Consider the following 20,793-nt stretch of genomic DNA (forward strand, 5'->3'; position numbering starts at 1 on the left):
AAACCCTGCGCGTCTAATAATCACGAAGGGCCTCCACGGGGGGCAGGCGAGAGGCTGCGATGGCCGGTTTCAAACCAAAGAACACACCCACTGCAACGGTGCTGATCACGCCCAGGGGGATGGCATTTGCGGCTATGTCGAATGCCCAGCCCGACACCCGGGCATAGACATAAGCCAGCAGCATCCCCAAGCCTGCCCCCAATACAGCACCGGTAGTGCTGAGCACCACTGCCTCAATCAGGAACAGATTGCGGATGTCATGGCGACGGGCGCCAATAGCCATGCGCAGTCCGATTTCGATGCGGCGTTCATAAACGTTCATGTACATGATGTTCATCACCGCCACACCGCCTCCCACCAGCGTGATCCCGCCCAGGGCCATCAAAAGGTAATGGAACGTGCGACTCTGGCGGTTCATGCCTTCAATCATTTGCTGGGGCGTAATCACCTCTATTGTTCGTGACATGAACGCCCGGGTCAGCCTGTCCTGCATCGTTGGGACAACACTGGCACTTTTGTTATGCGGCGGGATGCGCACAATCAGGTCATTGATCCTCGCCTCAGCGGCAACACGGGCAAGGCCCTGCAGCGGTACGAATACCGAGTCATCGACGAAAATCGGACTGAGCATCGACTCGGGTCTGGGCTGCAATACACCGACAACCTTGAACAGGTAATTCTTCAGCCTGAGCCAGTCACCCACACGAATCCGCGTCCCCCCCTGGCTCAGCGAAACGGCCACCTTATGGCCGAGGACCACTGCATTTTCAGACTGATCAAAGGTGTGTAAAAACCGCCCGTCGCTCATCGACAGTTTCATTACCCCAAAGAGCGAAGGCAGCGTCCCGACCAGACGAACATCGGCGGTCTTGCGATTGAACCCGGCCTCCAGCGACACGATCGCAGCAGGTGCGATCAACAGGTCTGCCAGGTCGAGTTTGTTGAGTGCCTCAATGTCAAAGGAGAGACGTGACTCTTGAGTGCCCGGCCTGTCAGCGAGCAGTACCGAGAGGCTATCAACGCCCATGTCCTGAAAGATCAGGGCGACATCATGCCGTGCGTTATGCCCGATATTAATGACCGCAATGATTGAAGCGCTGCCGATCACAATGCCCAGAAGCGCCAGGGCCGAACGTTTGCCCAGTGTACGAAGGCTGTCTACAGCCTCGGTTAGTGTCTGTATCAGTGCCGAGGGGAGCAAAGTGCTCAGGGCTCGCACTTGCGCACCTCCTCAACCCGGCCGCCGTGCACCATGACCTGCCTGTGCATAAGTTGCGCAACCTGATGGTCATGGGTAACAACCACAAGGGTGACCCGCTGCTCCTGCTGGATCGACAGCAGCAGTTCCAGAATGGCACTGGCGGTCTGGCCGTCGAGACTGCCAGTCGGTTCATCGGCCAGTATCAGCGACGGTTGCCCAACCAGCGCACGGGCAATAGCCACGCGCTGCTTTTGCCCACCGGACAGGTCGGCGGGCATAGAATGGGCCCGCTGAGCCATCCCCACGCGCTGCAACATCTGCAGCGCCTGAGCCATGGACTGATTACGGTCGATGCCCCGATAACGAAGCGGCAAGGCTACGTTTTTGATAACGCTAAGGCGCGGGATCAAATTGAAGTTCTGAAAGACAAAACCTATTTGCATCTTTCGAAGAGCTGCCAGTTCATCACTGTGCATGGCACAAACGGGCAGCCCCATAAGCAGGTACTCACCCTCGTCGGCAAAATCCAGCAGGCCGATGAGATTGAGCAATGTACTTTTACCGGAGCCAGACGGGCCGATGATGGCACAGGTGTCGCCAACCCCAAGTTCGAAGTCGACATTGCGGATTACGGGAATCAAAGCTCCATTGTGTGAATAGCACTTGCCAACGCCTTTCATTGATATGATTTTCACATCAGCCAAAACACCCATTATTTTTTAACATCCGCAGTAGCTGCATCAACTGCAAGCCATGGGCTTCTTACACAACTTCCACTCCGTGCACCTCTGCTTATCATGAGCAAGTTCTGCTCTATAAACTTCTTTTTATTACAGACTGCCGACCGACAAGAAAGAGCGCAAACCCCTCATATTTAAAACAGGGTTCAGGCAGCCGGTTTAAAACCTTATAGCTTCAGTCCAGCAACGCGGGTCCGGGCCTGACTTGTCAAAAATAAATTCATAGAAAGCCTCGACCCTGGCGTTGCCCACTGCCAGATTCTGACGCACAAGGTTTAGATCGTGCCATTTGCCGTCCTGGATCATGCGGTCCGGCGAGTACACCATGTTGCCACGATCAAGGTTCGGAGCTTTGCCGGCGCTCAGATTAACGTTGGCTTTGTTACCACCACTCTGGCCATTGAGACGGGTAATCTTGTATCGCTTGGTATGTACCCATTTACCGGTCTGAAAGTGCCGACCGGCTGTCCCTTCAATAACACCTGTAAAATTACCCGCTTTGCACGTTAGCGTGAAATCATGGTTTTTACCTATGCCAACCGGGATATCCCTGGCAACACTGAGCTCGACAAAAGTACAAACAAGAAAACCAACAGCAAGTGCTTTTTTTATGGAAACCAGGAACACCGCACCCTCCTTGCATCTTAAATAATTATTGAATCAGGCCGGTACATTCGAACACCGATAAACAATAAAAAATATAAGGCGAGTTATCCGCACATCGTAGGAAATTGCGAAAGTTACTTGGTTTATGTTTATCACCGCTGCCCTGTTTCACCCCATCTACAACGCATAACCCGCCGCCCGTTTTTCACGGTATTACGCCACACAACACAGCGAACGACCCTGTACAAAAGCCATAAAAAAACCCCGCTCTTCTTTCGAAGGCGGGGTTTTTCACTCTGGACAGATCAGTGCGCGTAAGTCAGTAACAACTCGGCAGGCGCTTTGAAATCCAGGGACATCATGACGCTCAGCGCGGTGATGGTGAAGATCGAGAACACGAACAGCTTGCGTGCCCAGACCTTGTCGTCGACGGCCTTGTAGCCCGTCCACGCCATGTACAGCCAGTACATGCCCATCGCAGCAGCCACGGCCATGTAGCTCATGCCGGCGTAACCGCCGAGGGTGAGCATCAGGGTCGCGATCAGAAACGCGAGGATGTAGAGCAGGATGTGCTTCTTGGCAACCTTGATCCCGCGCTTCACTGGCAACACCGGAATCGATGCAGCCAGGTAATCGTTGAAGCGGAAGATCGCGATGGCGTAGGAATGCGGCATCTGCCACAGGCTGAACATCACCAGCAAGGTCATTGCAGCCATGTCGAAGCTGTTGCTCACAGCTACATAGCCGATGACCGGAGGCATTGCACCCGACAGACTGCCGATAAGCGTGCCGTGAACCGACTTGCGCTTGAAGTACAGGCTGTACAGACCGACGTAGATCACGAAACCGATCGCGGCGAACAGAGCTGCCAGCGGGTTGGCTACGCGATACAACAGGTACAGGCCGGCGCCCCCCAGCAGGGTGGCGTAAACCAGCGCCACCTTGAGGGAGATCAGGCCTTGAACCAGTACGCGGTTCTTGGTGCGGTCCATCTTGATGTCAATGTCGCGGTCGATGCAGTTGTTGAACACACAACCGGACGCTACCACCAGGGAGGTGCCGATTACCGCGGCCAGGAACAGGGCAAGATCGAAATGCCCCTTCGAGGCCAGGAAGAACCCGCCTGCCACAGAAAGCACGTTACCGAAAATGATCCCCGGTTTGGTGATTTGGATAAAGTGCTTGAAGGACATCGGGTCTTACCTCACTTCGCCATCATTTCAGTGTGGATGCTGAACATGATCCACAGGGACAAGCCCACCAGCAGCACAATTACCAGCGCAGCAAATACCAGCGCGGTGACGTTGTTGCGTTGTGCAGGCGAACGGTCCAGGTGCAGGAAGTACACCAGGTGAACAACCACTTGCACCACGGCGAACAACAGTACGATCGCCAGGGTGGTGAATTTGGGCAGCGATGGGTACATCACCAGCCCGAACGGAATAACGGTCAGGATCACCGACAGGATGAAGCCGATCGCGTAGGACTTCACGCTGCCGTGGTTGGCGCCGTCGGAATGTGCGTTAGCCATTACAAAGTCCCCATCAGGTAAACAACGGTGAATACGCAGATCCACACCACGTCCAGGAAGTGCCAGAACAGGCTCAGGCAGCTCAGGCGGGTCTTGTTGGTCGAGGTCAGGCCGTTTTTCTGCACCTGGTACATCATGATCGCCATCCAGATCAGACCGCTGGTCACGTGCAGACCGTGGGTACCGACCAGGGTGAAGAAGCCAGACAGGAAGCCCGAACGGCTAGGGCCGTAGCCCTCGGAGATCAACAGGTGGAACTCGTTGATTTCCATGGCGATGAAGCCTGCACCGAGCAGGAAGGTCATGGCCAGCCAGAACAGCACCTGCTGTTTCTTGCCCTTGAACAACGCCAGCATGGCGAAGCCGTAGGTGATCGAACTGAACAGCAGCAGGGCAGTTTCACCCAGTACGTACGGCAGTTCGAAGATGTCGTGGCCCGACGGGCCACCTGCAACGTTGTTTACCAATACCGCGTATACCGCGAAGATCGATGCAAACAAGATGCAGTCGGTCATCAGGTAGAGCCAGAAACCAAAAATGGTTGTCTCGCCCGCGTCGTGGTGTTCCTCATGCTCATGGTCGTGACCATGAGCGTGTCCAGCAGTGGTCGCTAAGTTCGACATGGTTTAAGCCTGTTCCAACTTGGTTTCAACACGAGTAGCCGGAATTGCTTTGGCGGCTACCAGACGCTTGTGCTGCTCGGCCTCGATACGCTCGATGGTCTCGACCGGCACCATGTAGCCTTGGTCGTCACGGGCGGCGTGAGCAACGAAGACAACAACCGTACCTACCAGACCCACGATGGCCAGCCACCAGATGTGCCAGATCATCGCGAAACCGAATACGGTCAGCAAAGCACCCATGTACACACCGGTAGCGGTGTTGTTAGGCATGTGGATAGGCGAGTACTTGGCCGGAACCTGGTACGCAGTGCCGTTTTCCTTGGCTTCGGTGAACGGGTCGATACCGTCGACTTTTGGCAGTACAGCAAAGTTGTAGAACGGTGGTGGCGACGAAGTCGACCATTCCAGCGTGTGAGCATTCCATGGATCGCCGAATTCGCAGGCGTTCTCTGGCTTGTTGCGGTCACGGACGCTGACATACAGCTGGATCAGCTGGCTGGCGATACCCATGGCAATCAGTACTGCACCGAACAGGGCTACGTACAGGTAAGGCACCCACTCAGGGTTGGTGCTGGCATTCAGACGACGGGTCATGCCCATGAAGCCCAGTGCATAGAGCGGCATAAAGGCGATGAAGAAGCCGACGATCCAGAACCAGAACGCGCGCTTGCCCCAGGTTTCGTTCAACTTGAAGCCGAACGCTTTCGGGAAGTAGAAGCTGAAGCCTGCGATGTAACCGAATACTGCGCCGCCGATGATCACGTTATGGAAGTGAGCAATAACGAACAGGCTGTTGTGCAGTACGAAGTCAGCACCCGGGATGGCCAGCAGTACGCCAGTCATGCCGCCGATGGCGAAGGTCACCATAAAGCCCAGGGTCCACAGAACCTGGCTGGTGAAGCGCAGACGGCCCTGGTAGATGGTGAACAGCCAGTTGAATAGCTTCACCCCCGTCGGGATCGAAATCAGCATCGTCGCCAGACCGAAGAAGGCGTTGACGCTGGCACCCGAACCCATGGTGAAGAAGTGGTGCAGCCAAACCATGAAGCCCAGCACCGAGATCGCGCCGGAGGCGTAGACCATCGAGTGGTGACCGAACAGACGCTTGCCGGTGAACGTGGAGATAACTTCGGAGAAGATACCGAACGCCGGCAGAATGAGGATGTACACCTCAGGGTGACCCCACGCCCAGAACAGGTTGACGTACATCATTGGATTGCCACCAAGTTCATTGGTGAAAATGTGGAAATCCATGTAACGGTCAAGTGTCAGCAGTGCCAGGGTAGCGGTCAGGATCGGGAACGAAGCCACGATCAGGACGTTTGCCCAGGTGCAGGTCCAGGTGAAGATCGGCATGTCCATCAGTTTCATGCCTGGAGCACGCATCTTCAGTACGGTCGCCAGGAAGTTAACCCCGGTTAACGTCGTACCTAACCCCGATAGCTGTAGAGCCCAGATGTAGTAATCCATCCCCACGCCCGGACTGTACTGCAAGCCCGACAGCGGCGGATAGGCAACCCAACCGGTCTTGGCGAACTCGCCGACGCCCAGCGACAGGTTGACCAGCACAACGCCGGACACCAGCAGCCAGAAGCTCAGGGAGTTGAGGAACGGGTAGGCCACGTCACGGGCGCCGATCTGCAGCGGCACTGCAAGGTTCATCAGGCCGGTGAAGAATGGCATCGCCATGAAGATGATCATGATCACACCGTGAGCGGTGAAGATCTGGTCATAGTGTTCAGGTGGCAGGTAGCCAGGCGAACCCTCGGTGGCCATGGCCAGCTGGGTACGCATCATGATTGCGTCGGCAAAGCCGCGCAGCAGCATGACCATGGCGACGATGATGTACATCACGCCGATTTTCTTGTGGTCGACTGACGTTAGCCATTCGGTCCACAGGTAGGTCCACTTCTTGAAATACGTGATTGCTGCAAACAGTGCCAGACCACCCAGCGCGATCATGGCGATGGTCACCATCACGATCGGCTCGTGGAACGGGACCGCTTCCCAACTTAATTTACCAAACATCGTTTACTCCTCTGCCCCGGCAGCTGAATGCGAACTCATGTCCACCACATCGGTCCCGGCCACTTCTTTCTTCTCGTGCTTCACCGGCTTGCCTGGCGTCATACCTTCGTACTTGTCGACGATTTTCTGAAACAGGTTCGGTGTGTACGAGGAGAACAGTTCAACGGGGTTGTTCTGACTTGGCTTGCTCAAGGCTTCGTATTCAGCTTGGTCAAGCTGTTTAGGTGATGCTTTGACTTCACTTACCCAAGCATCGAAATCAGCCTGAGTAGTCGCGATCGCTTTGAATTTCATGCCCGTGAAACCGGCACCGCTGTAGTTGGCAGAGATGCCTTCCATTTCAGCGTTGCGGTTGGCAATCAGGTGCAGCTTGGTCGTCATCCCGGCCATGGCGTAGATCTGACCGCCCAGGCCTGGAATGAAGAACGAGTTCATGACCGTGTCAGAGGTGATACGGAAATTGACCGGGGTGTTGGCCGGGAACACGATCTTGTTGACGGTAGCGATACCCTGTTCCGGATAGATGAACATCCACTTCCAGTCCATTGCCACCACTTCGATGGTAATCGGCTTGACGTCGGACTCGAGCGGACGATAAGGGTCCAGCGCGTGGGTCGACTTGTAGGTGATCACGCCCAGGGCGATGATGATCAGAATTGGCACAGTCCAGATCACGACTTCGATCTTGGTGGAGTGCGACCATTTAGGTGTATAGGTAGCGCTGGTGTTCGACGCGCGATATTTCCACGCGAAGACGAGGGTCATAATGATGACCGGCACCACGACCAGAAGCATCAGCAGTGTTGCAGTGATGATCAGATTCCGCTCTTCGATCCCGACCTGCCCCACCGGATCGAGCAATGTCATGTTGCAACCTCCCAGCAGCAGCGTGCCGAAAAGTGGCAATAAGCCAAGGAGTCTGGGGTACCTTTTTTTAGTCATCTCACGACCTCTAAAACAGCTTGCACAATGCAGTTGGTTTTTTTCGCCAACACTTCGCCCTGCCAAGGGTTGGCTCTTTTCCGGAATTGAATGAAAGCCTGCTCTATCACCATCAGGCGAACGGGCAAAATTCCGGGTTAGCAGTGATTTCTTATTCGATACGTGGTCAATGGCCTTGTCACAGACCAATTCCATTTGGTGCGGAACTTAGAAGGGTTGCCAGTACCTGGGAGTCGCATGGGACGCCTGTATTGAACAACCCAGTCGGCCTTCAACTTCCCGCTTGGGCTCAGGGATGAGCAGGCTGGACGTTCAGTGCGGGCGATTGTAGTTAGGTAGCTCTCTATAAACCATGTCTCATCCCGAAATAATTCTTATCGGGTACGGTAACAATCCCTGCCTATTATTACGCCAAGCGTTCAAGCCCCCCCTTGAAACAGAGTTGTAGCACGTCTTTAGCCCTGTACTTTTATGCCCCTTTTTAGCGCATGAACACACCCCCCTGACCCCGCCTGAACGCCCAAATAAAAAGGGCTACAGCCGATTTGCGTTGAGTCTCGCAACCCTGATTTCAACCCCTTTGCCAGCGTCAAAATGCCTCAGCTGGGTTACACGAAGTCATACGTTTAAAAGACCACTGGTCAGACCAAAACCAGCCCTGCGTCACCCTGCGCGTGACAATATGTCGCAGTGTCGCACAGCCTTTTTCGACGTGAGGATCACGCCTTCTTTACATTTGCGCTGGGACAAAAAAACGCCCCGCACTGCCGAAGGAAGCACGAGGCTGCTCAAGCAAAAATTGGTGGCTGGCTCAGCTCGATTGTTTCCGGTTGCGATAGATGCCCAGTGGCACCAGCAGCGCAGTCATTACAAAGGCCACCAGTGCCCACTGTGCCAGCGACAGACCAAGCACCGGCGGGTATGGGGTGGAGCAAAACCCGTCGACCTGAAACCCCAGGGGGAACACGGCTGCCAGCGGCAGACCATCGACGATTGGCTGCAACACATCAAGACCGCAGCTCACGGCCGGGTGAGCGAGGATATAGACGTGGCGCCCGGCGGCGGCAATACCACCGATGGCACTGAGCACCACCAGCACTTCAAACACGGTGAGGCTGCGCCGGCCAGGCATGGCTGCACCGATAAAGGCAAAGATCGCGATCAGCAGCAGTGCATAGCGTTGCAGGATACACAGCGGGCAAGGTGCCTCGCCGAGCACGATCTGCATGTACAGCGCGCCGCCGATCAGCGCCAGGCAGATCACCCCGAGCAGGACCAGGAAGCGTTTCTCCCGGCCCAGTTGCAACATGTCATTGGTCATCCCGCGTCCCTTTGCCTGATTATGTGTAAGCCGCACAGTTTACACCCAGACCCCGGGCCTGGATGTATCTGAACGTTGCAGGAAAAGTGGCGCAAGGGGATTAATGGGGGATTAAGGTCTTGCCTGCTTCTTGTAGCAGCCTTCGTTCCTCGGCAGCTGCCACGCGCCCTACTTCAGCTCGGCTGCCGGGCCGAAGAACTCGTAGCGGCTTTGCTGCTCCGGCACACCCAGGGCTTTGAGATGACGCTTGACCGCCCCCATAAAGCCTTTTGGCCCCAGGAAGTAGGCATCCAGGTCACGCTCTTGCGGTAACCACTGAGCCAGTACTTCTTCGGTCAAAAGCCCTACATGATCTGCAGACTCGCCCTGCTCGTCATAGCAGTAGAAACGCTTCAATTGCGGATGCTGGTCTGCCAGTTCATCGATCCATGTGCGGAAGGCATGCACATCGGCATTGCGGGCACAGTGGATAAAGTGGATCGGGCGTTTTGTCGCCAGGGCCGCTTCAAGCATCGCCAGGGTCGGTGTTATGCCCACACCGCCACTGATCAGCACCAGCGGTTTTTCGCTATTGGCCAGGGTGAAGTCGCCCGCTGGCGGGAACAGTTCCAGGGTATCGCCCACATTCAGACGATCGTGCAGGAAGTTTGACACCACCCCACCTTTCTCGCGCTTGACGCTGATACGGTAGCGACCGACCTGAGCCAGCGCCGACAGTGAGTAGTTGCGACGCACTTCTTCGCCATCGATCATCAGTTTCAGACCGATATACTGGCCCGGGGCAAAGTCGAGGATCGGTTGCTGGTCTACCGGGCGGAAGTAAAACGAAGTGATTTCAGCACTTTCCTGGATTTTGGCAGCCAGTTTGAACTCGCGCCCGCCGCGCCAGCCGCCGGGTGCTGCAGCTTTTTCGTCGTAGATGGCAGCTTCGGCACCGATCAGGATATCGGCCAACTGGTTGTAGGCCGCTCCCCAGGCGCTGAGCACTTGCGGGGTCGCGATGTCGCTGCCCAGCACTTCTTCAATAGCCCGCAGCAGGCAGCTGCCAACAATTGGGTAGTGCTCAGGGAGGATTTGCAACGCAACATGCTTGTTGATGATCCGGGCCACCAGATCGCCCAACTGGTCCAGCTGATCGATGTGCCGTGCATACATCAGCACGCCGTTGGCCAGTGCTCGCGGCTGGTCGCCACTGGCCTGGTTGGCCGGGTTGAACAGCGAACGCACTTGCGGGTATTCCGAAAGCATCATGCGATAGAAGTGTGTAATCAGCCCTTCTCCGCCGCTTTCCAGCAGTGGCACGGTAGATTTAACGATGGCACGATCCTGAGCAGTAAGCATATGGGTGACTCCTGAGCACGTAGGCTTCAACAATTACCCTTTACTTATCAGTTTCCGTGCCAACAATTAAACCCTTTAAAATCAGCAAGTTAATACAAACATAGTCATTTTGACACGAGTTAATATATAGTCATAAAGACTACGCGAGGTCAAAATGACTGCAAAACTGCTACTGACCACCCTGCTGCCGCTGGTGGACGATCTGTCCCGTGATCTGCCCGAGAGCGAACGCTATCGCCGCTTGCTGCACGCGCTGCGCACCCTGCTGCCTTGCGATGCCGCAGCCCTGCTGCGACTGGATGGCGAATGGCTGGTGCCGTTGGCTGTTGATGGCTTGAGCCTGGACACCCTGGGGCGGCGCTTCAAAGTCAGCGAGCACCCGCGCTTTCAGGCTTTGCTCGCAAGTCCAGGGCCCACCCGTTTCCCCAGCAACTGCGAACTGCCAGACCCCTACGACGGCCTGGTCGACGGGCTGGCCGAACACCTGGAAGTCCACGACTGCATGGGCTGCCCGCTGTTTGTCGAAGAGCGCCCATGGGGGCTGCTAACCCTCGACGCACTGGATTCCAAACGCTTCGAACCGGTCTCGCTGGATGACCTGCAGGCCTTTGCCAGCCTGGCTGCCGCTACGGTCAATGTGGCTCAACGGATCGAACGACTGGCATTGCGGGTCGAGGATGAGCAGCGCAAGGCCGAACTCTATCGGCAAGCCAATGGCTCGCCCAACAAGGAGCTGATTGGCCAGAGCAAGGTGCACAAACGCTTGCTGGAAGAAATTGCCCTGGTGGGCGGCAGCGACCTGACGGTACTGATAACCGGTGAAACCGGTGTCGGCAAGGAGCTGGTGGCCCAGGCCATTCACGCAGCCTCGCCACGGGCAGACAAACCGTTGATCAGCCTTAACTGCGCGGCCTTGCCCGACACGCTGGTTGAAAGCGAACTGTTCGGCCATGTGCGCGGTGCCTTTACCGGTGCCACCAACGACCGACGCGGCAAGTTCGAGCTTGCCAACGGTGGCACGTTGTTTCTGGATGAAGTGGGCGAGCTGTCGCTGACCGTGCAGGCCAAGCTGTTGCGGGTGCTGCAAAGCGGGCAGTTGCAACGCCTGGGCTCGGATCAGGAGCATCGGGTCGACGTACGCCTGATCGCAGCCACCAACCGCGACCTGGCCGAAGAAGTGCGCAGCGGTCGCTACCGCGCCGACTTTTACCATCGCCTTAGCGTTTACCCGCTCAGGGTGCCTGCCTTGCGCGAACGCGGCCGTGATGTGTTGCTGCTGAGCGGCTTTTTCCTGGAGCAAAACCGCTCGCGCATGGGCCTGGGCAGCCTGCGCCTGAGTCCCGACGCGCAGGCGGCGCTGGTGCAGTATTCCTGGCCGGGCAATGTGCGCGAACTGGAACACCTGATTGGCCGCAGCGCCCTTAAAGCCTTGGGTAATTGCAGCACGCGGCCGCGCATCCTGACCCTGACGGCGGCGGATCTGGATTTGCCGACCTCCGGTGCCAGCGCTGCGCCGATCGCCCCCCAGAGCCTGCCGGATGCCGTGGGCGACTTGCGCCAGGCCACTGAAAATTACCAGCGCCAGCTGATCAGCACCTGCCTGGAACGCCATCAGCACAACTGGGCCAGTGCGGCGCGGGAGCTGGGGCTTGACCGGGCAAACCTGGCCCGCATGGCCAAACGGTTGGGCCTGAAACCCTGATCCCGTAGCAGCTGCCGAGGAACGCAGGCTCGACAGCTGCAGGAACACTGCAACTGTGGGAGCGAGCCTGCTCGCGAAGGTCGTTCGCGAGCAGGCTCGTTCCCACAATAGGGCTTGACCTGCAACAGAGTATCTACAAGGGGATTTATGCCGGCCGGTTAAAGCCCGTAACATTCAGGTCGATAACCCCGTATCGCTCCCAGCACAGAAGATTTTTATGTCATCGAACAATGCCCGCGCAGACTCACTCTCCCTTCTGCTCTTCACTCTGCGCAGCGGCAAGTTGTTGGCGATCAACCTGCTCAAGGTCAGTGAAATCATTCCCTGCCCGCCGCTGACCAAAATGCCCGAGTCCCACCCCAATGTTAAAGGCATCGCCGTGTTGCGCGGCGCGGCACTGTCGGTAATCGACCTGAGCCGTGCCATCGGCGAGCAGCCGCTGCTCGACCCGGATGCTGGTTGCCTGATCGTCACCGATGTCAGCCGCTCCAAACAGGGGCTGCATGTGCAGGCGGTGAGCAAAATCGTGCACTGCCTGAGCACCGATATCCGTCCGCCGCCCTACGGCTCTGGCAAGCGCTCGTATATCACCGGTGTGACCCAGGTCGACGGTGTACTGGTGCAAGTGCTGGATATCGAAAAAGTGATCCACGGCATCGCCCCGGCCAAGGTCGAGGACGCCAGCGACAGCCTCAGTAAAGAAGAGTCAAAACTGCTGGCCAATGCCCGCATTCTGGTGGTGGATGACAGTCAGGTGGCCCTGCAACAGTCGGTCATTACCCTGCGCAACCTGGGCCTGCATTGCCACACCGCACGCAGCGCCAAGGAAGCCATCGAGCGGTTACTGGAGCTGCAAGGCACGCCGGATCAGATCAACGTGCTGGTGTCGGATATCGAAATGTCGGAAATGGATGGCTACGCCTTTACCCGTACCGTGCGCGACACCCCGGACTTTGCCCATCTGTATGTGCTGCTGCACACCTCGCTCAACAGTGCGATGAACAGCGAAAAGGCGCGCCTGGCGGGGGCCAATGCGGTGCTGACCAAGTTCTCTTCGCCGGAGCTTACACAGTGCTTGATCCTCGCCGCGCGCACGGTTGCCGAGCAAGGTTACTGAGTAGCATGAGCCAGTATTGCCTGTTGCTGCGCAAAGATTTGCGCCAGCCATTGCCACCGGCCCACTGGCCCCAGGGCTTCACCCTGGTAACGCTCACCGAGGAGCTGCTGCAACCGGTACATGCCCTGATCAGCCTGAGCCATACCGACGGCACCGGCAGCATGCAAACCCTGCAGGACTGGCAACACGGCCTGCAGCATGACCCCGAGTACGATCCCGCACTGTGTTTTGTGATCCTCCTGGAGGGCCAGGCCGTTGCGGTTGCCCAGGCCTGGACCAGCGCCTACCTCAAGGATCTGGCGGTACACCCGCACCACCGGGGCCGGGGCTTGGGCAGCGCACTGCTCAACCATGTCTTTGCCGTTTTCCGCCAGCGCCGTGAGGCTTGCCTGGATCTCAAGGTCATGGAGCACAACCACAACGCCCGGCGCCTGTACGACAAGCACGGCATGACCCTGATCCGGCGCGAGGCGCTTTAGCGCCGGGTTTGCCAGAACTCTTGCGCAAGCGAGCGCAAACCTGCGGCCAGCTCGGCGACATCCCCTGAATGGCGATGGCTCTGTTGCCCGGCATCCACAGTGACGTCACAGGCACTGCGAATCCCGGCGATATTGCGGTTGATATCTTCACTGACCACGCTTTGCTCTTCGACCGCCGAGGCGATCTGCACACTCATCTCGGTGATCCTCTGAACTTGTGCACTGATCCCGTCCAGCGCGCAACTGGCCAGTTGGGTCTGATTGACACTGCTCTGAGCGTATTCACTGCTTTGCTGGATGACCTGCACCGCCGCCCGGGCACCTTCTTGCAGGGCGCTGATCATGGCCTGGATTTCACTGGTCGACTGCTTCGTACGCTGGGCCAGACCACGAACCTCATCGGCCACCACGGCAAAGCCGCGGCCCTGATCACCTGCGCGGGCCGCTTCGATAGCGGCGTTGAGCGCCAGCAAATTGGTTTGTTCGGCAATACTGCGGATCACTTCCAGCACCGAGGAAATATCGCTGCTGTGACTTTCCAGGTGATGCACCACCTCGGTGGCGCGCTCCAGCTCCGTCGCCAGGTGCTGCACCGTGCTGCGGCTTTGCGTCACCAGCTGATGGCCTTCACGGGTTTCACTTTGCACCCGATCGGCTGCTTGCGACGCCTGCTGGGCGTTGATCGCTACCTGCGCCACACTCGCCGCCATTTCGTTGATAGCAGTGGCCACCTGATCGGTCTCCAACTGTTGATTCAAGGTGCTGGCATGGCTGCTTTGCAGATGCTGAACCAGTTCGCTGGCGTGCCCGGCCAATCGCTGCGAGGCATCACCGATACGCCCCACCACAGCGCCGACCTGGGCCTCAAGCATATGCAGGGCAAACTCGATCTGGCCGAACTCATCACGGCGTCCGGTATAAATCTGCTGGCTCAACGGATTGTCGCCAACGCCTTTGGCGCGACGGGTCAATGCATGCAAAGGCCGCAGTAACCAGGCAATGGCCAGCGAACTCAACAGACTGCCCAGCAGCCAGATCAACAGCCCGGCCTGTGCGTCAACGCTGGCCAGCCACAGCGTGCCCACGGCTGTAACGGCGCCAAATACGGCACTGACAAACAATGCCAGCCTGCCCCCCAAGCCAAGGCGCAAGCCGGCCGGCAACAGCGGTTTGCGCCCCGAGCGGAGAGCGGCGTAGTGGGCCTCGGCGACCGCGACACGTTCAGGAGTCGGGTGGGTCCGTACGGATTGGTACTCGACGGTCTCGCCATTTTTCATCACCGGCGTGACATAGGCGCTGACCCAATAGTGATCACCGTTTCTGCAACGGTTTTTCACCATCCCCATCCACGAGCGCCCCGCCTTGAGGGTCTGCCACATATGGCTGAAAGCGGCGGGCGGCATGTCGGGATGGCGCAGCAGGTTGTGCGGGGTGCCCAGCAACTCGCTCAGTTCATAACCGCTGACCTCGATAAAGTCAGGGTTGGCGTAGGTGATGGTGCTGTCGAGATCAGTGGTGGAGAGGATGTTGGCGTCGGGGGCAAAATCAACGGATCGGCCGGTAATCGGTAGATTGATTTTCATGACGGGCGCGCTCGGATTATTAGAGAAGAGTCGGCAGGGTCGTCGACTCTAAGCGCACCTATTAAGCAAATACTGATCTGGCGCATGACTAAAGGAGTTAATCAGGCCTGAACAAACACTAATGGCATATTGCCACTTTTTAGGGCATAAAATTAGCGTTTACCCATGGTTTTGCGGGTGCCATGAGGGGGCGCGTTAGGGGTTTTATCATGACCGCCGAGGCCGCTTTTTTGGTAGTACGCCTTGCCCTGGGACTTGGCCTTGGCAAACTCCGATGGCTTGAACGGAAAAGTGAACGCAGGAATGACCGGTTTTTCCGGGGTATCGAGGTTCTCGGTGCTCACGGCATCAGGAGCGGTCGTTGGTGTAGGAGAAGTCATGAAAGCTCCGATATACGGGAAATAAACAGGCCGGATGGCGCAAGACCGCCCAGTATACCTGCGCACCCTGTATAGGTTGCACTCGCTGGTCGTAAAAATAATCCAAGCCGCGGTGAAAACCCGTGACGTAGCAGCTGCCGAAGGAACGAGGCAGCTGCTACAAACCTTAAAGCTGTCACAAATGTCAGTTAGCCGTCACCGTTATGACCGGGTCCACACGCTATAACCTTTCTATAAGCCCCCATTCCACGCACACGGCGTCTATCCGGCATGCCCAATAAAACCAAAAAAATCTTGCTGGGCACGCTGCTGATTGCCCTGATGGGTAGCAGTGTCTGGTGGCTCAATCGCCCGGCGCCCGGCAAATCGGCAGGTAGCGCGCCAGTGCCGGTGCGGGTCGTGCAAGTCCTGCAACAGGATGTACCGCGCTATATCAACGGGATTGGCGCCGTACTGTCGCTGCACAGCGTCATCATACGTCCGCAAATCGACGGCATCCTCACGGGTATTCGGGTCAAGGAAGGCCAGACGGTCAAGGCTGGCGACCTGCTGGCTACTCTCGATGACCGCTCGATCAAGGCCAGCCTGGATCAGGCCAGGGCCCAACTGGGACAGAACCAGGCGCAACTGCAGGTCGCATTGGCCGACCTCAAGCGCTATCAGTTGTTGAGCGTGGACAATGGCGTGTCCCGGCAAACCCTCGATCAGCAGCAAGCCCTGGTCAATCAGCTCAAAGCTTCGGCCCAGGGTGATCAGGCGGCGATTGCCGCGGCACAGGTGCAGTTGTCCTATACGCAAATCCAGTCCCCGGTCAGCGGGCGCGTGGGCATTCGCGCAGTAGATGCGGGTAACTTTCTAAGGGTCAGCGATGCCCAGGGGCTGTTTTCCGTGACCCAGATCGCCCCCATTGCCGTGGAGTTTTCCCTGCCCCAGCAGCACTTGCCCCTGCTCCACGACTTGCTCACGGCCAAACAACCGGCCCGGGTCAAAGCCTTTGTCGGCAATACCGGCAGCAGCGGCACGCAACTGGGCGAGGGCCGCCTTAGCCTGATCGACAATCAGGTCTCGGCAACCACCGGCACAATCAAGGCCAAGGCTCAGTTCGACAACTCCACGCAAAGCTTGTGGCCCGGCCAGTTGGTCAATGTCGAGATCCAGACCGGACTGGACCGCAACGCGCTGGTGGTGCCACCGCAAGTGGTGCAGCGCGGGCTGGATAATTACTTCGTCTACCGGGTCAGCGGCGACAAGGTCGAAACCGTTCCCGTGCAGCTGACTTTTCAGGACACCGAACTGAGCATCATCACCGGCGTCAACCCCGGCGACACACTGGTCAGCGATGGCCAGTCGCGGCTCAAGTCCGGCTCGCGGGTTGAAGTCCTGAGCGGGCCAACGGCTGCCCGGGTGCAGCCATGACCCGCAGCCGCTCGGTGTCCGCCTGGTGTGTCGATCACCCGGTCGCCACGGTATTGCTGACCTTCGCCCTGGTGCTGGTGGGGCTGATTGCCTTTCCCCGGTTGCCCGTGGCGCCCTTGCCCGAGGCGGAATTCCCGACCATCCAGGTATCTGCGCAATTGCCCGGCGCCAGCCCGGACACCATGGCGTCTTCGGTGGCAACGCCCCTGGAGGTGCAATTCAGCGCCATCCCCGGCATGACCCAGATGACCTCCAGCAGCGCCCTGGGCTCGACCACCCTGACCCTGCAATTCACCCTCGACAAAAGCATCGACACCGCCGCGCAAGAGGTTCAGGCAGCGATCAACACCGCGTCCGGCAAACTGCCCAAGGACATGCCGACCCTGCCGACCTGGAAGAAGGTCAACCCGGCCGACAGCCCGGTACTGATCCTCAGCATCAGTTCGCTGCAGATGCCCGGCACTGAACTGAGCGATTACGTCGAAACCCTGCTGGCCCGGCAAATCAGCCAGATTGATGGTGTGGGCCTGATCAATATCACCGGTCAGCAACGCCCGGCGATCCGCGTCCAGGCCTCGGCCGACAAGCTGGCGGCCATCGGCCTGACCCTGGCCGATATCCGCCTGGCGATCCAGCAAACCAGCCTCAACCTGGCCAAGGGCGCGTTGTATGGCCCGTCGAGCATTTCTACGCTGTCGACCAACGACCAGTTGTTCGACGCGGATGAATACGGCCAATTGATCGTCTCGTACAAGGATGGCGCCCCCGTGCAGCTACGGGATGTGGCACGGGTTATCAACGGTTCCGAGAACGACTATGTACAGGCCTGGTCGGGCCACCAGCCGGGGCTCAACCTGGTGATTTCGCGCCAACCGGGGGCCAATATCGTCGACACGGTAGACCGCATCCAGGCCGCCCTGCCCGGTCTGCAGGCCATGCTCCCGGCTTCGGTCGAAGTGACGGTGCTGAGCGATCGCACCAAGACCATTCGCGCCTCCCTGCATGAAGTGGAAATCACCCTGCTGATCGCCGTGCTGCTGGTGGTTGCGGTGATGGCGCTGTTTTTGCGCCAGTGGTCGGCCACGCTGATTGTGTCGGCGGTACTCGGCGTGTCGCTGATCGCCAGTTTCGCGCTGATGTATGTGCTGGGCTTCAGCCTCAACAACCTGACGCTGGTGGCCATTGTGGTGGCGGTGGGCTTTGTGGTGGACGATGCGATTGTGGTGGTGGAGAACATCCACCGCCATCTGGAAGCCGGAGAAAGCATGCGCGACGCAGCGATCAAGGGCTCCAGCGAGATCGGCTTTACCGTGGTATCCATCAGCGTCTCACTGGTGGCCGCGTTTATCCCGCTGCTGTTTATGGGCGGGGTGGTCGGGCGGTTGTTCAAGGAGTTCGCCCTGACCGCGACCTCGACCATCATGATTTCCGTGGTGGTATCGCTGACCCTGGCGCCCACACTGGCCGCGCTGTTTATGCGCACACCGGAACACAAGCCGGATGCCAGGCCGGGCTTTGGCGAGCGCCTGCTGGGCCTCTATGAAAAAGGCCTGAAGCGGGCCCTTGCGCATCAGCGATTGATGCTGGGGATTTTCGCCGTGACCCTGGCCATGGCTATCGCCGGCTATGTGCTGATCCCCAAGGGCTTTTTTCCGGTGCAGGACACCGGCTTTGTACTCGGCACCACCGAGGCGGCATCCGACATTTCATTCCCGGACATGACGCAAAAGCATCTGGCGCTGGCCGAGATCATCGGCAACGACCCGGCCGTGCAGGCGTTCTCCCATGCCGTGGGCGTGACCGGCAGCAACCAGACCATCGCCAACGGCCGCTTCTGGATTGCCCTCAAGGACCGCGGCCAGCGCGACGTGTCGGCCAGCGAATTTATCGACCGCATTCGCCCGCAACTGGCCAAGGTACCTGGCATCGTGCTGTACCTGCGTGCCGGCCAGGATATCAACCTCAGCTCGGGCCCCAGTCGCAGTCAGTATCAATATGTGCTCAAGAGCAACGATGGTCCGACGCTCACCACCTGGACCCAGCGCCTGACCGAAAAACTGCGCGCCAATCCGGCCTTTCGAGATCTGTCCAACGACCTGCAACTGGGCGGCAGCATCACCCATATCAGCATTGACCGTAATGCGGCGGCGCGCTTTGGCCTGACCGCCACCGATGTCGATGAAGCACTGTACGACGCCTTCGGTCAGCGCCAGGTCAATGAGTTCCAGACCGAGACCAACCAGTACAACGTGATTCTGGAAGTCGACGCGCAGCAGCGCGGCAAGGCCGAAAGCCTCAATTACTTCTACCTGCGCTCGCCGCTGACCGGGGAAATGGTGCCGCTGTCGGCCGTGGCCAGGGTCGATGCGCCCATCAGCGGGCCGTTGTCCATCAGCCATGACGGCATGTTCCCGGCCGCCAACCTGTCGTTCAACCTCGCCCCCGGCGTGGCCCTGGGCGATGCGGTGCTGATGCTCGATCAGGCAAAAAACGATATCGGCATGCCCGGCACCATCAGTGGCAACTTCCAGGGCGCCGCCCAGGCCTTTCAAAGCTCGCTGGCCAGCCAGCCGTGGTTGATCCTCGCGGCGCTGGTGGCGGTGTATATCATTCTGGGGGTGCTGTACGAGAGCTTTGTACACCCGCTGACGATCATCTCCACCCTGCCCTCGGCCGGGCTTGGCGCGCTGCTGATGCTGTGGATATGTGGCCAGGATTTCTCGATCATGGCGCTGATCGGATTGGTGCTGCTGATCGGTATCGTCAAGAAAAACGGCATCCTGATGATCGACTTTGCCCTCGATGCCCAGCGCACCCGTGGCCTGAGCCCCGAAGAGGCTATCTACCAGGCGTGTATCACGCGGTTTCGGCCGATCATCATGACCACCCTCGCCGCGCTGCTCGGCGCCCTGCCGCTGATGCTGGGCTACGGCACCGGCGCCGAACTGCGCCAGCCACTGGGGATTGCCGTTGTCGGCGGGCTGCTGGTGAGCCAGGCGCTGACGCTGTTTACCACGCCGGTCATATACTTGTGGCTTGAACGACTGTTCCATCGTTCCAAACCCGTCAGCTTGCTGGCGACGAATCACTGAGGCGGGTCATGCGCGTTCTGATTATTGAAGATGAAGAAAAAACCGCCGACTACCTGCACCGCGGCCTGACCGAGCAGGGTTACACAGTGGATGTGGCCCGCGACGGCATCGAAGGTCTGCACCTGGCAATGGAGAGCGATTACGCCGTGATCGTGCTCGATGTGATGCTGCCTGGCCTCGATGGCTTTGGCGTACTGCGGGCCTTGCGCGCGCGCAAGCAAACCCCGGTGATCATGCTCACCGCCCGCGAACGGGTGGAAGACCGCATACGCGGGTTGCGCGAAGGCGCCGACGACTACCTGGGCAAACCGTTCTCGTTCCTGGAGCTGGTGGCCCGCCTGCAAGCCCTGACCCGCCGCAGCGGCGGTCACGAGCCGGTGCAAGTGACCGTCGACGACCTGTGGATAGATCTGATCAGCCGCAAGGCCAGCCGCGCCGGAGCCCGCCTGGACCTGACCGCCAAGGAGTTTTCATTGCTCAGCGTGCTGGCCCGTCGTCAGGGCGAGATCCTGTCCAAGACCGCCATTGCCGAGATGGTCTGGGACATCAACTTTGACAGTGACGCCAACGTGGTCGAAGTGGCGATCAAGCGCTTGCGCGCCAAGCTCGACGGGCCATTCGAACACAAGCTGCTGCACACCATTCGCGGCATGGGCTACGTGCTGGAGCGGCGCAGTGTTTAAGCGCCCCG

Annotated in this window: 18 protein-coding genes and 1 pseudogene; 6 read left to right on the forward strand and 13 right to left on the reverse strand. The window is 58.5% G+C overall.

The window, feature by feature from the left end:
- Nucleotides 1-13: 13 nt before the first annotated feature.
- The 10 genes from ACP7BE_RS10695 to hmpA all read right to left on the reverse strand — a co-directional run bounded on the left by ACP7BE_RS10695 (nt 14) and on the right by hmpA (nt 10,333).
- On the reverse strand, nt 14-1,210 hold the full coding sequence (locus ACP7BE_RS10695) for an ABC transporter permease (protein WP_426106073.1): 1,197 nt from the start codon (nt 1,208-1,210) through the stop codon (nt 14-16).
- Complete coding sequence (locus ACP7BE_RS10700; RefSeq protein WP_426105798.1) at nt 1,207-1,914, reverse strand: ABC transporter ATP-binding protein; 708 nt, start codon at nt 1,912-1,914, stop codon at nt 1,207-1,209. The genes ACP7BE_RS10695 and ACP7BE_RS10700 overlap by 4 nt, the downstream gene beginning before the upstream one ends.
- Before the next feature lie 186 nt (nt 1,915-2,100).
- On the reverse strand, nt 2,101-2,568 hold the full coding sequence (locus ACP7BE_RS10705; protein WP_218722759.1) for a hypothetical protein: 468 nt from the start codon (nt 2,566-2,568) through the stop codon (nt 2,101-2,103).
- 284 nt (nt 2,569-2,852) lie between these two features.
- The gene (gene cyoE, locus ACP7BE_RS10710; protein ID WP_095001514.1) at nt 2,853-3,740 is read right to left on the reverse strand and encodes a heme o synthase; all 888 of its coding nucleotides are present in this window, start codon (nt 3,738-3,740) and stop codon (nt 2,853-2,855) included.
- Nucleotides 3,741-3,751: 11 nt separating this feature from the next.
- On the reverse strand, nt 3,752-4,078 hold the full coding sequence (gene cyoD, locus ACP7BE_RS10715; RefSeq protein WP_016779556.1) for a cytochrome o ubiquinol oxidase subunit IV: 327 nt from the start codon (nt 4,076-4,078) through the stop codon (nt 3,752-3,754).
- Nucleotides 4,078-4,701: a cytochrome o ubiquinol oxidase subunit III gene (locus ACP7BE_RS10720; RefSeq protein ID WP_095001515.1), complete on the reverse strand. Its 624-nt coding sequence runs from the start codon at nt 4,699-4,701 to the stop codon at nt 4,078-4,080. Before ACP7BE_RS10720 ends, cyoD begins: the two co-directional genes overlap by 1 nt.
- A gap of 3 nt (nt 4,702-4,704) precedes the next feature.
- The gene (gene cyoB / locus ACP7BE_RS10725) at nt 4,705-6,729 is read right to left on the reverse strand and encodes a cytochrome o ubiquinol oxidase subunit I (protein WP_095001516.1); all 2,025 of its coding nucleotides are present in this window, start codon (nt 6,727-6,729) and stop codon (nt 4,705-4,707) included.
- Between the two features lie 3 nt (nt 6,730-6,732).
- The gene (gene cyoA / locus ACP7BE_RS10730) at nt 6,733-7,671 is read right to left on the reverse strand and encodes a ubiquinol oxidase subunit II (protein WP_095001517.1); all 939 of its coding nucleotides are present in this window, start codon (nt 7,669-7,671) and stop codon (nt 6,733-6,735) included.
- 811 nt (nt 7,672-8,482) lie between these two features.
- Nucleotides 8,483-8,992, reverse strand: a complete 510-nt coding sequence (locus ACP7BE_RS10735) for a disulfide bond formation protein B (RefSeq protein ID WP_426105801.1) — start codon at nt 8,990-8,992, stop codon at nt 8,483-8,485.
- Nucleotides 8,993-9,160: 168 nt separating this feature from the next.
- The gene (gene hmpA, locus ACP7BE_RS10740; RefSeq protein WP_095018305.1) at nt 9,161-10,333 is read right to left on the reverse strand and encodes an NO-inducible flavohemoprotein; all 1,173 of its coding nucleotides are present in this window, start codon (nt 10,331-10,333) and stop codon (nt 9,161-9,163) included.
- 154 nt (nt 10,334-10,487) lie between these two features.
- On the opposite strand from hmpA, the gene norR reads away from it, so the two are divergent.
- The 3 genes from norR to ACP7BE_RS10755 all read left to right on the forward strand — a co-directional run bounded on the left by norR (nt 10,488) and on the right by ACP7BE_RS10755 (nt 13,631).
- Nucleotides 10,488-12,035, forward strand: coding sequence for a nitric oxide reductase transcriptional regulator NorR (norR, locus tag ACP7BE_RS10745; protein WP_095020350.1), 1,548 nt, complete (start codon nt 10,488-10,490; stop codon nt 12,033-12,035).
- A gap of 217 nt (nt 12,036-12,252) precedes the next feature.
- A complete protein-coding gene (locus ACP7BE_RS10750; RefSeq protein ID WP_095001521.1) occupies nt 12,253-13,152 on the forward strand; it encodes a chemotaxis protein in 900 nt (299 codons plus the stop codon).
- A gap of 5 nt (nt 13,153-13,157) precedes the next feature.
- A complete protein-coding gene (locus tag ACP7BE_RS10755; protein ID WP_095026398.1) occupies nt 13,158-13,631 on the forward strand; it encodes a GNAT family N-acetyltransferase in 474 nt (157 codons plus the stop codon).
- On the opposite strand, the gene ACP7BE_RS10760 is transcribed toward ACP7BE_RS10755, so the two are convergent.
- The 3 genes and pseudogenes from ACP7BE_RS10760 to ACP7BE_RS10770 all read right to left on the reverse strand — a co-directional run bounded on the left by ACP7BE_RS10760 (nt 13,628) and on the right by ACP7BE_RS10770 (nt 15,594).
- The gene (locus tag ACP7BE_RS10760) at nt 13,628-14,674 is read right to left on the reverse strand and encodes a methyl-accepting chemotaxis protein (protein WP_426106076.1); all 1,047 of its coding nucleotides are present in this window, start codon (nt 14,672-14,674) and stop codon (nt 13,628-13,630) included. The genes ACP7BE_RS10755 and ACP7BE_RS10760 overlap by 4 nt on opposite strands.
- A gap of 258 nt (nt 14,675-14,932) precedes the next feature.
- Nucleotides 14,933-15,214, reverse strand: a pseudogene (locus tag ACP7BE_RS10765) (PAS domain-containing protein); the annotation flags it as partial.
- A 152-nt stretch (nt 15,215-15,366) separates the two neighbouring features.
- Entirely contained in the window at nt 15,367-15,594 is a 228-nt protein-coding gene (locus tag ACP7BE_RS10770) for a hypothetical protein (RefSeq protein ID WP_095001524.1), read from the reverse strand.
- 270 nt (nt 15,595-15,864) lie between these two features.
- Between ACP7BE_RS10770 and ACP7BE_RS10775 the strand changes: the two genes are divergently transcribed.
- From ACP7BE_RS10775 to ACP7BE_RS10785, 3 genes are read left to right on the forward strand one after another with little or no spacing between them, the layout of a single operon-like run.
- Nucleotides 15,865-17,010 (forward strand): efflux RND transporter periplasmic adaptor subunit, encoded by a 1,146-nt coding sequence (locus ACP7BE_RS10775; RefSeq protein WP_095018301.1) that lies wholly within the window; start codon nt 15,865-15,867, stop codon nt 17,008-17,010.
- Complete coding sequence (locus ACP7BE_RS10780; RefSeq protein WP_150629211.1) at nt 17,007-20,102, forward strand: multidrug efflux RND transporter permease subunit; 3,096 nt, start codon at nt 17,007-17,009, stop codon at nt 20,100-20,102. Before ACP7BE_RS10775 ends, ACP7BE_RS10780 begins: the two co-directional genes overlap by 4 nt.
- Before the next feature lie 8 nt (nt 20,103-20,110).
- Entirely contained in the window at nt 20,111-20,785 is a 675-nt protein-coding gene (locus ACP7BE_RS10785; protein WP_095001527.1) for a heavy metal response regulator transcription factor, read from the forward strand.
- Nucleotides 20,786-20,793 lie beyond the last annotated feature (8 nt).

Source organism: Pseudomonas sp. TWR1-1-3 (genome assembly GCF_049896805.1).
GTDB lineage: Bacteria > Pseudomonadota > Gammaproteobacteria > Pseudomonadales > Pseudomonadaceae > Aquipseudomonas > Aquipseudomonas bubulae.

Coding starts and splice junctions, on each gene's coding strand:
- ACP7BE_RS10700 (WP_426105798.1), bottom strand. CDS start 1,914: ATGGGTGTTTTGGCTGATGTGAAAATCATATCAATGAAAGGCGTTGGC.
- cyoE (WP_095001514.1), bottom strand. CDS start 3,740: ATGTCCTTCAAGCACTTTATCCAAATCACCAAACCGGGGATCATTTTC.
- cyoD (WP_016779556.1), bottom strand. CDS start 4,078: ATGGCTAACGCACATTCCGACGGCGCCAACCACGGCAGCGTGAAGTCC.
- ACP7BE_RS10720 (WP_095001515.1), bottom strand. CDS start 4,701: ATGTCGAACTTAGCGACCACTGCTGGACACGCTCATGGTCACGACCAT.
- cyoB (WP_095001516.1), bottom strand. CDS start 6,729: ATGTTTGGTAAATTAAGTTGGGAAGCGGTCCCGTTCCACGAGCCGATC.
- cyoA (WP_095001517.1), bottom strand. CDS start 7,671: ATGACTAAAAAAAGGTACCCCAGACTCCTTGGCTTATTGCCACTTTTC.
- ACP7BE_RS10735 (WP_426105801.1), bottom strand. CDS start 8,992: ATGACCAATGACATGTTGCAACTGGGCCGGGAGAAACGCTTCCTGGTC.
- hmpA (WP_095018305.1), bottom strand. CDS start 10,333: ATGCTTACTGCTCAGGATCGTGCCATCGTTAAATCTACCGTGCCACTG.
- norR (WP_095020350.1), top strand. CDS start 10,488: ATGACTGCAAAACTGCTACTGACCACCCTGCTGCCGCTGGTGGACGAT.
- ACP7BE_RS10750 (WP_095001521.1), top strand. CDS start 12,253: ATGTCATCGAACAATGCCCGCGCAGACTCACTCTCCCTTCTGCTCTTC.
- ACP7BE_RS10755 (WP_095026398.1), top strand. CDS start 13,158: ATGAGCCAGTATTGCCTGTTGCTGCGCAAAGATTTGCGCCAGCCATTG.
- ACP7BE_RS10770 (WP_095001524.1), bottom strand. CDS start 15,594: ATGACTTCTCCTACACCAACGACCGCTCCTGATGCCGTGAGCACCGAG.
- ACP7BE_RS10775 (WP_095018301.1), top strand. CDS start 15,865: ATGCCCAATAAAACCAAAAAAATCTTGCTGGGCACGCTGCTGATTGCC.
- ACP7BE_RS10780 (WP_150629211.1), top strand. CDS start 17,007: ATGACCCGCAGCCGCTCGGTGTCCGCCTGGTGTGTCGATCACCCGGTC.
- ACP7BE_RS10785 (WP_095001527.1), top strand. CDS start 20,111: ATGCGCGTTCTGATTATTGAAGATGAAGAAAAAACCGCCGACTACCTG.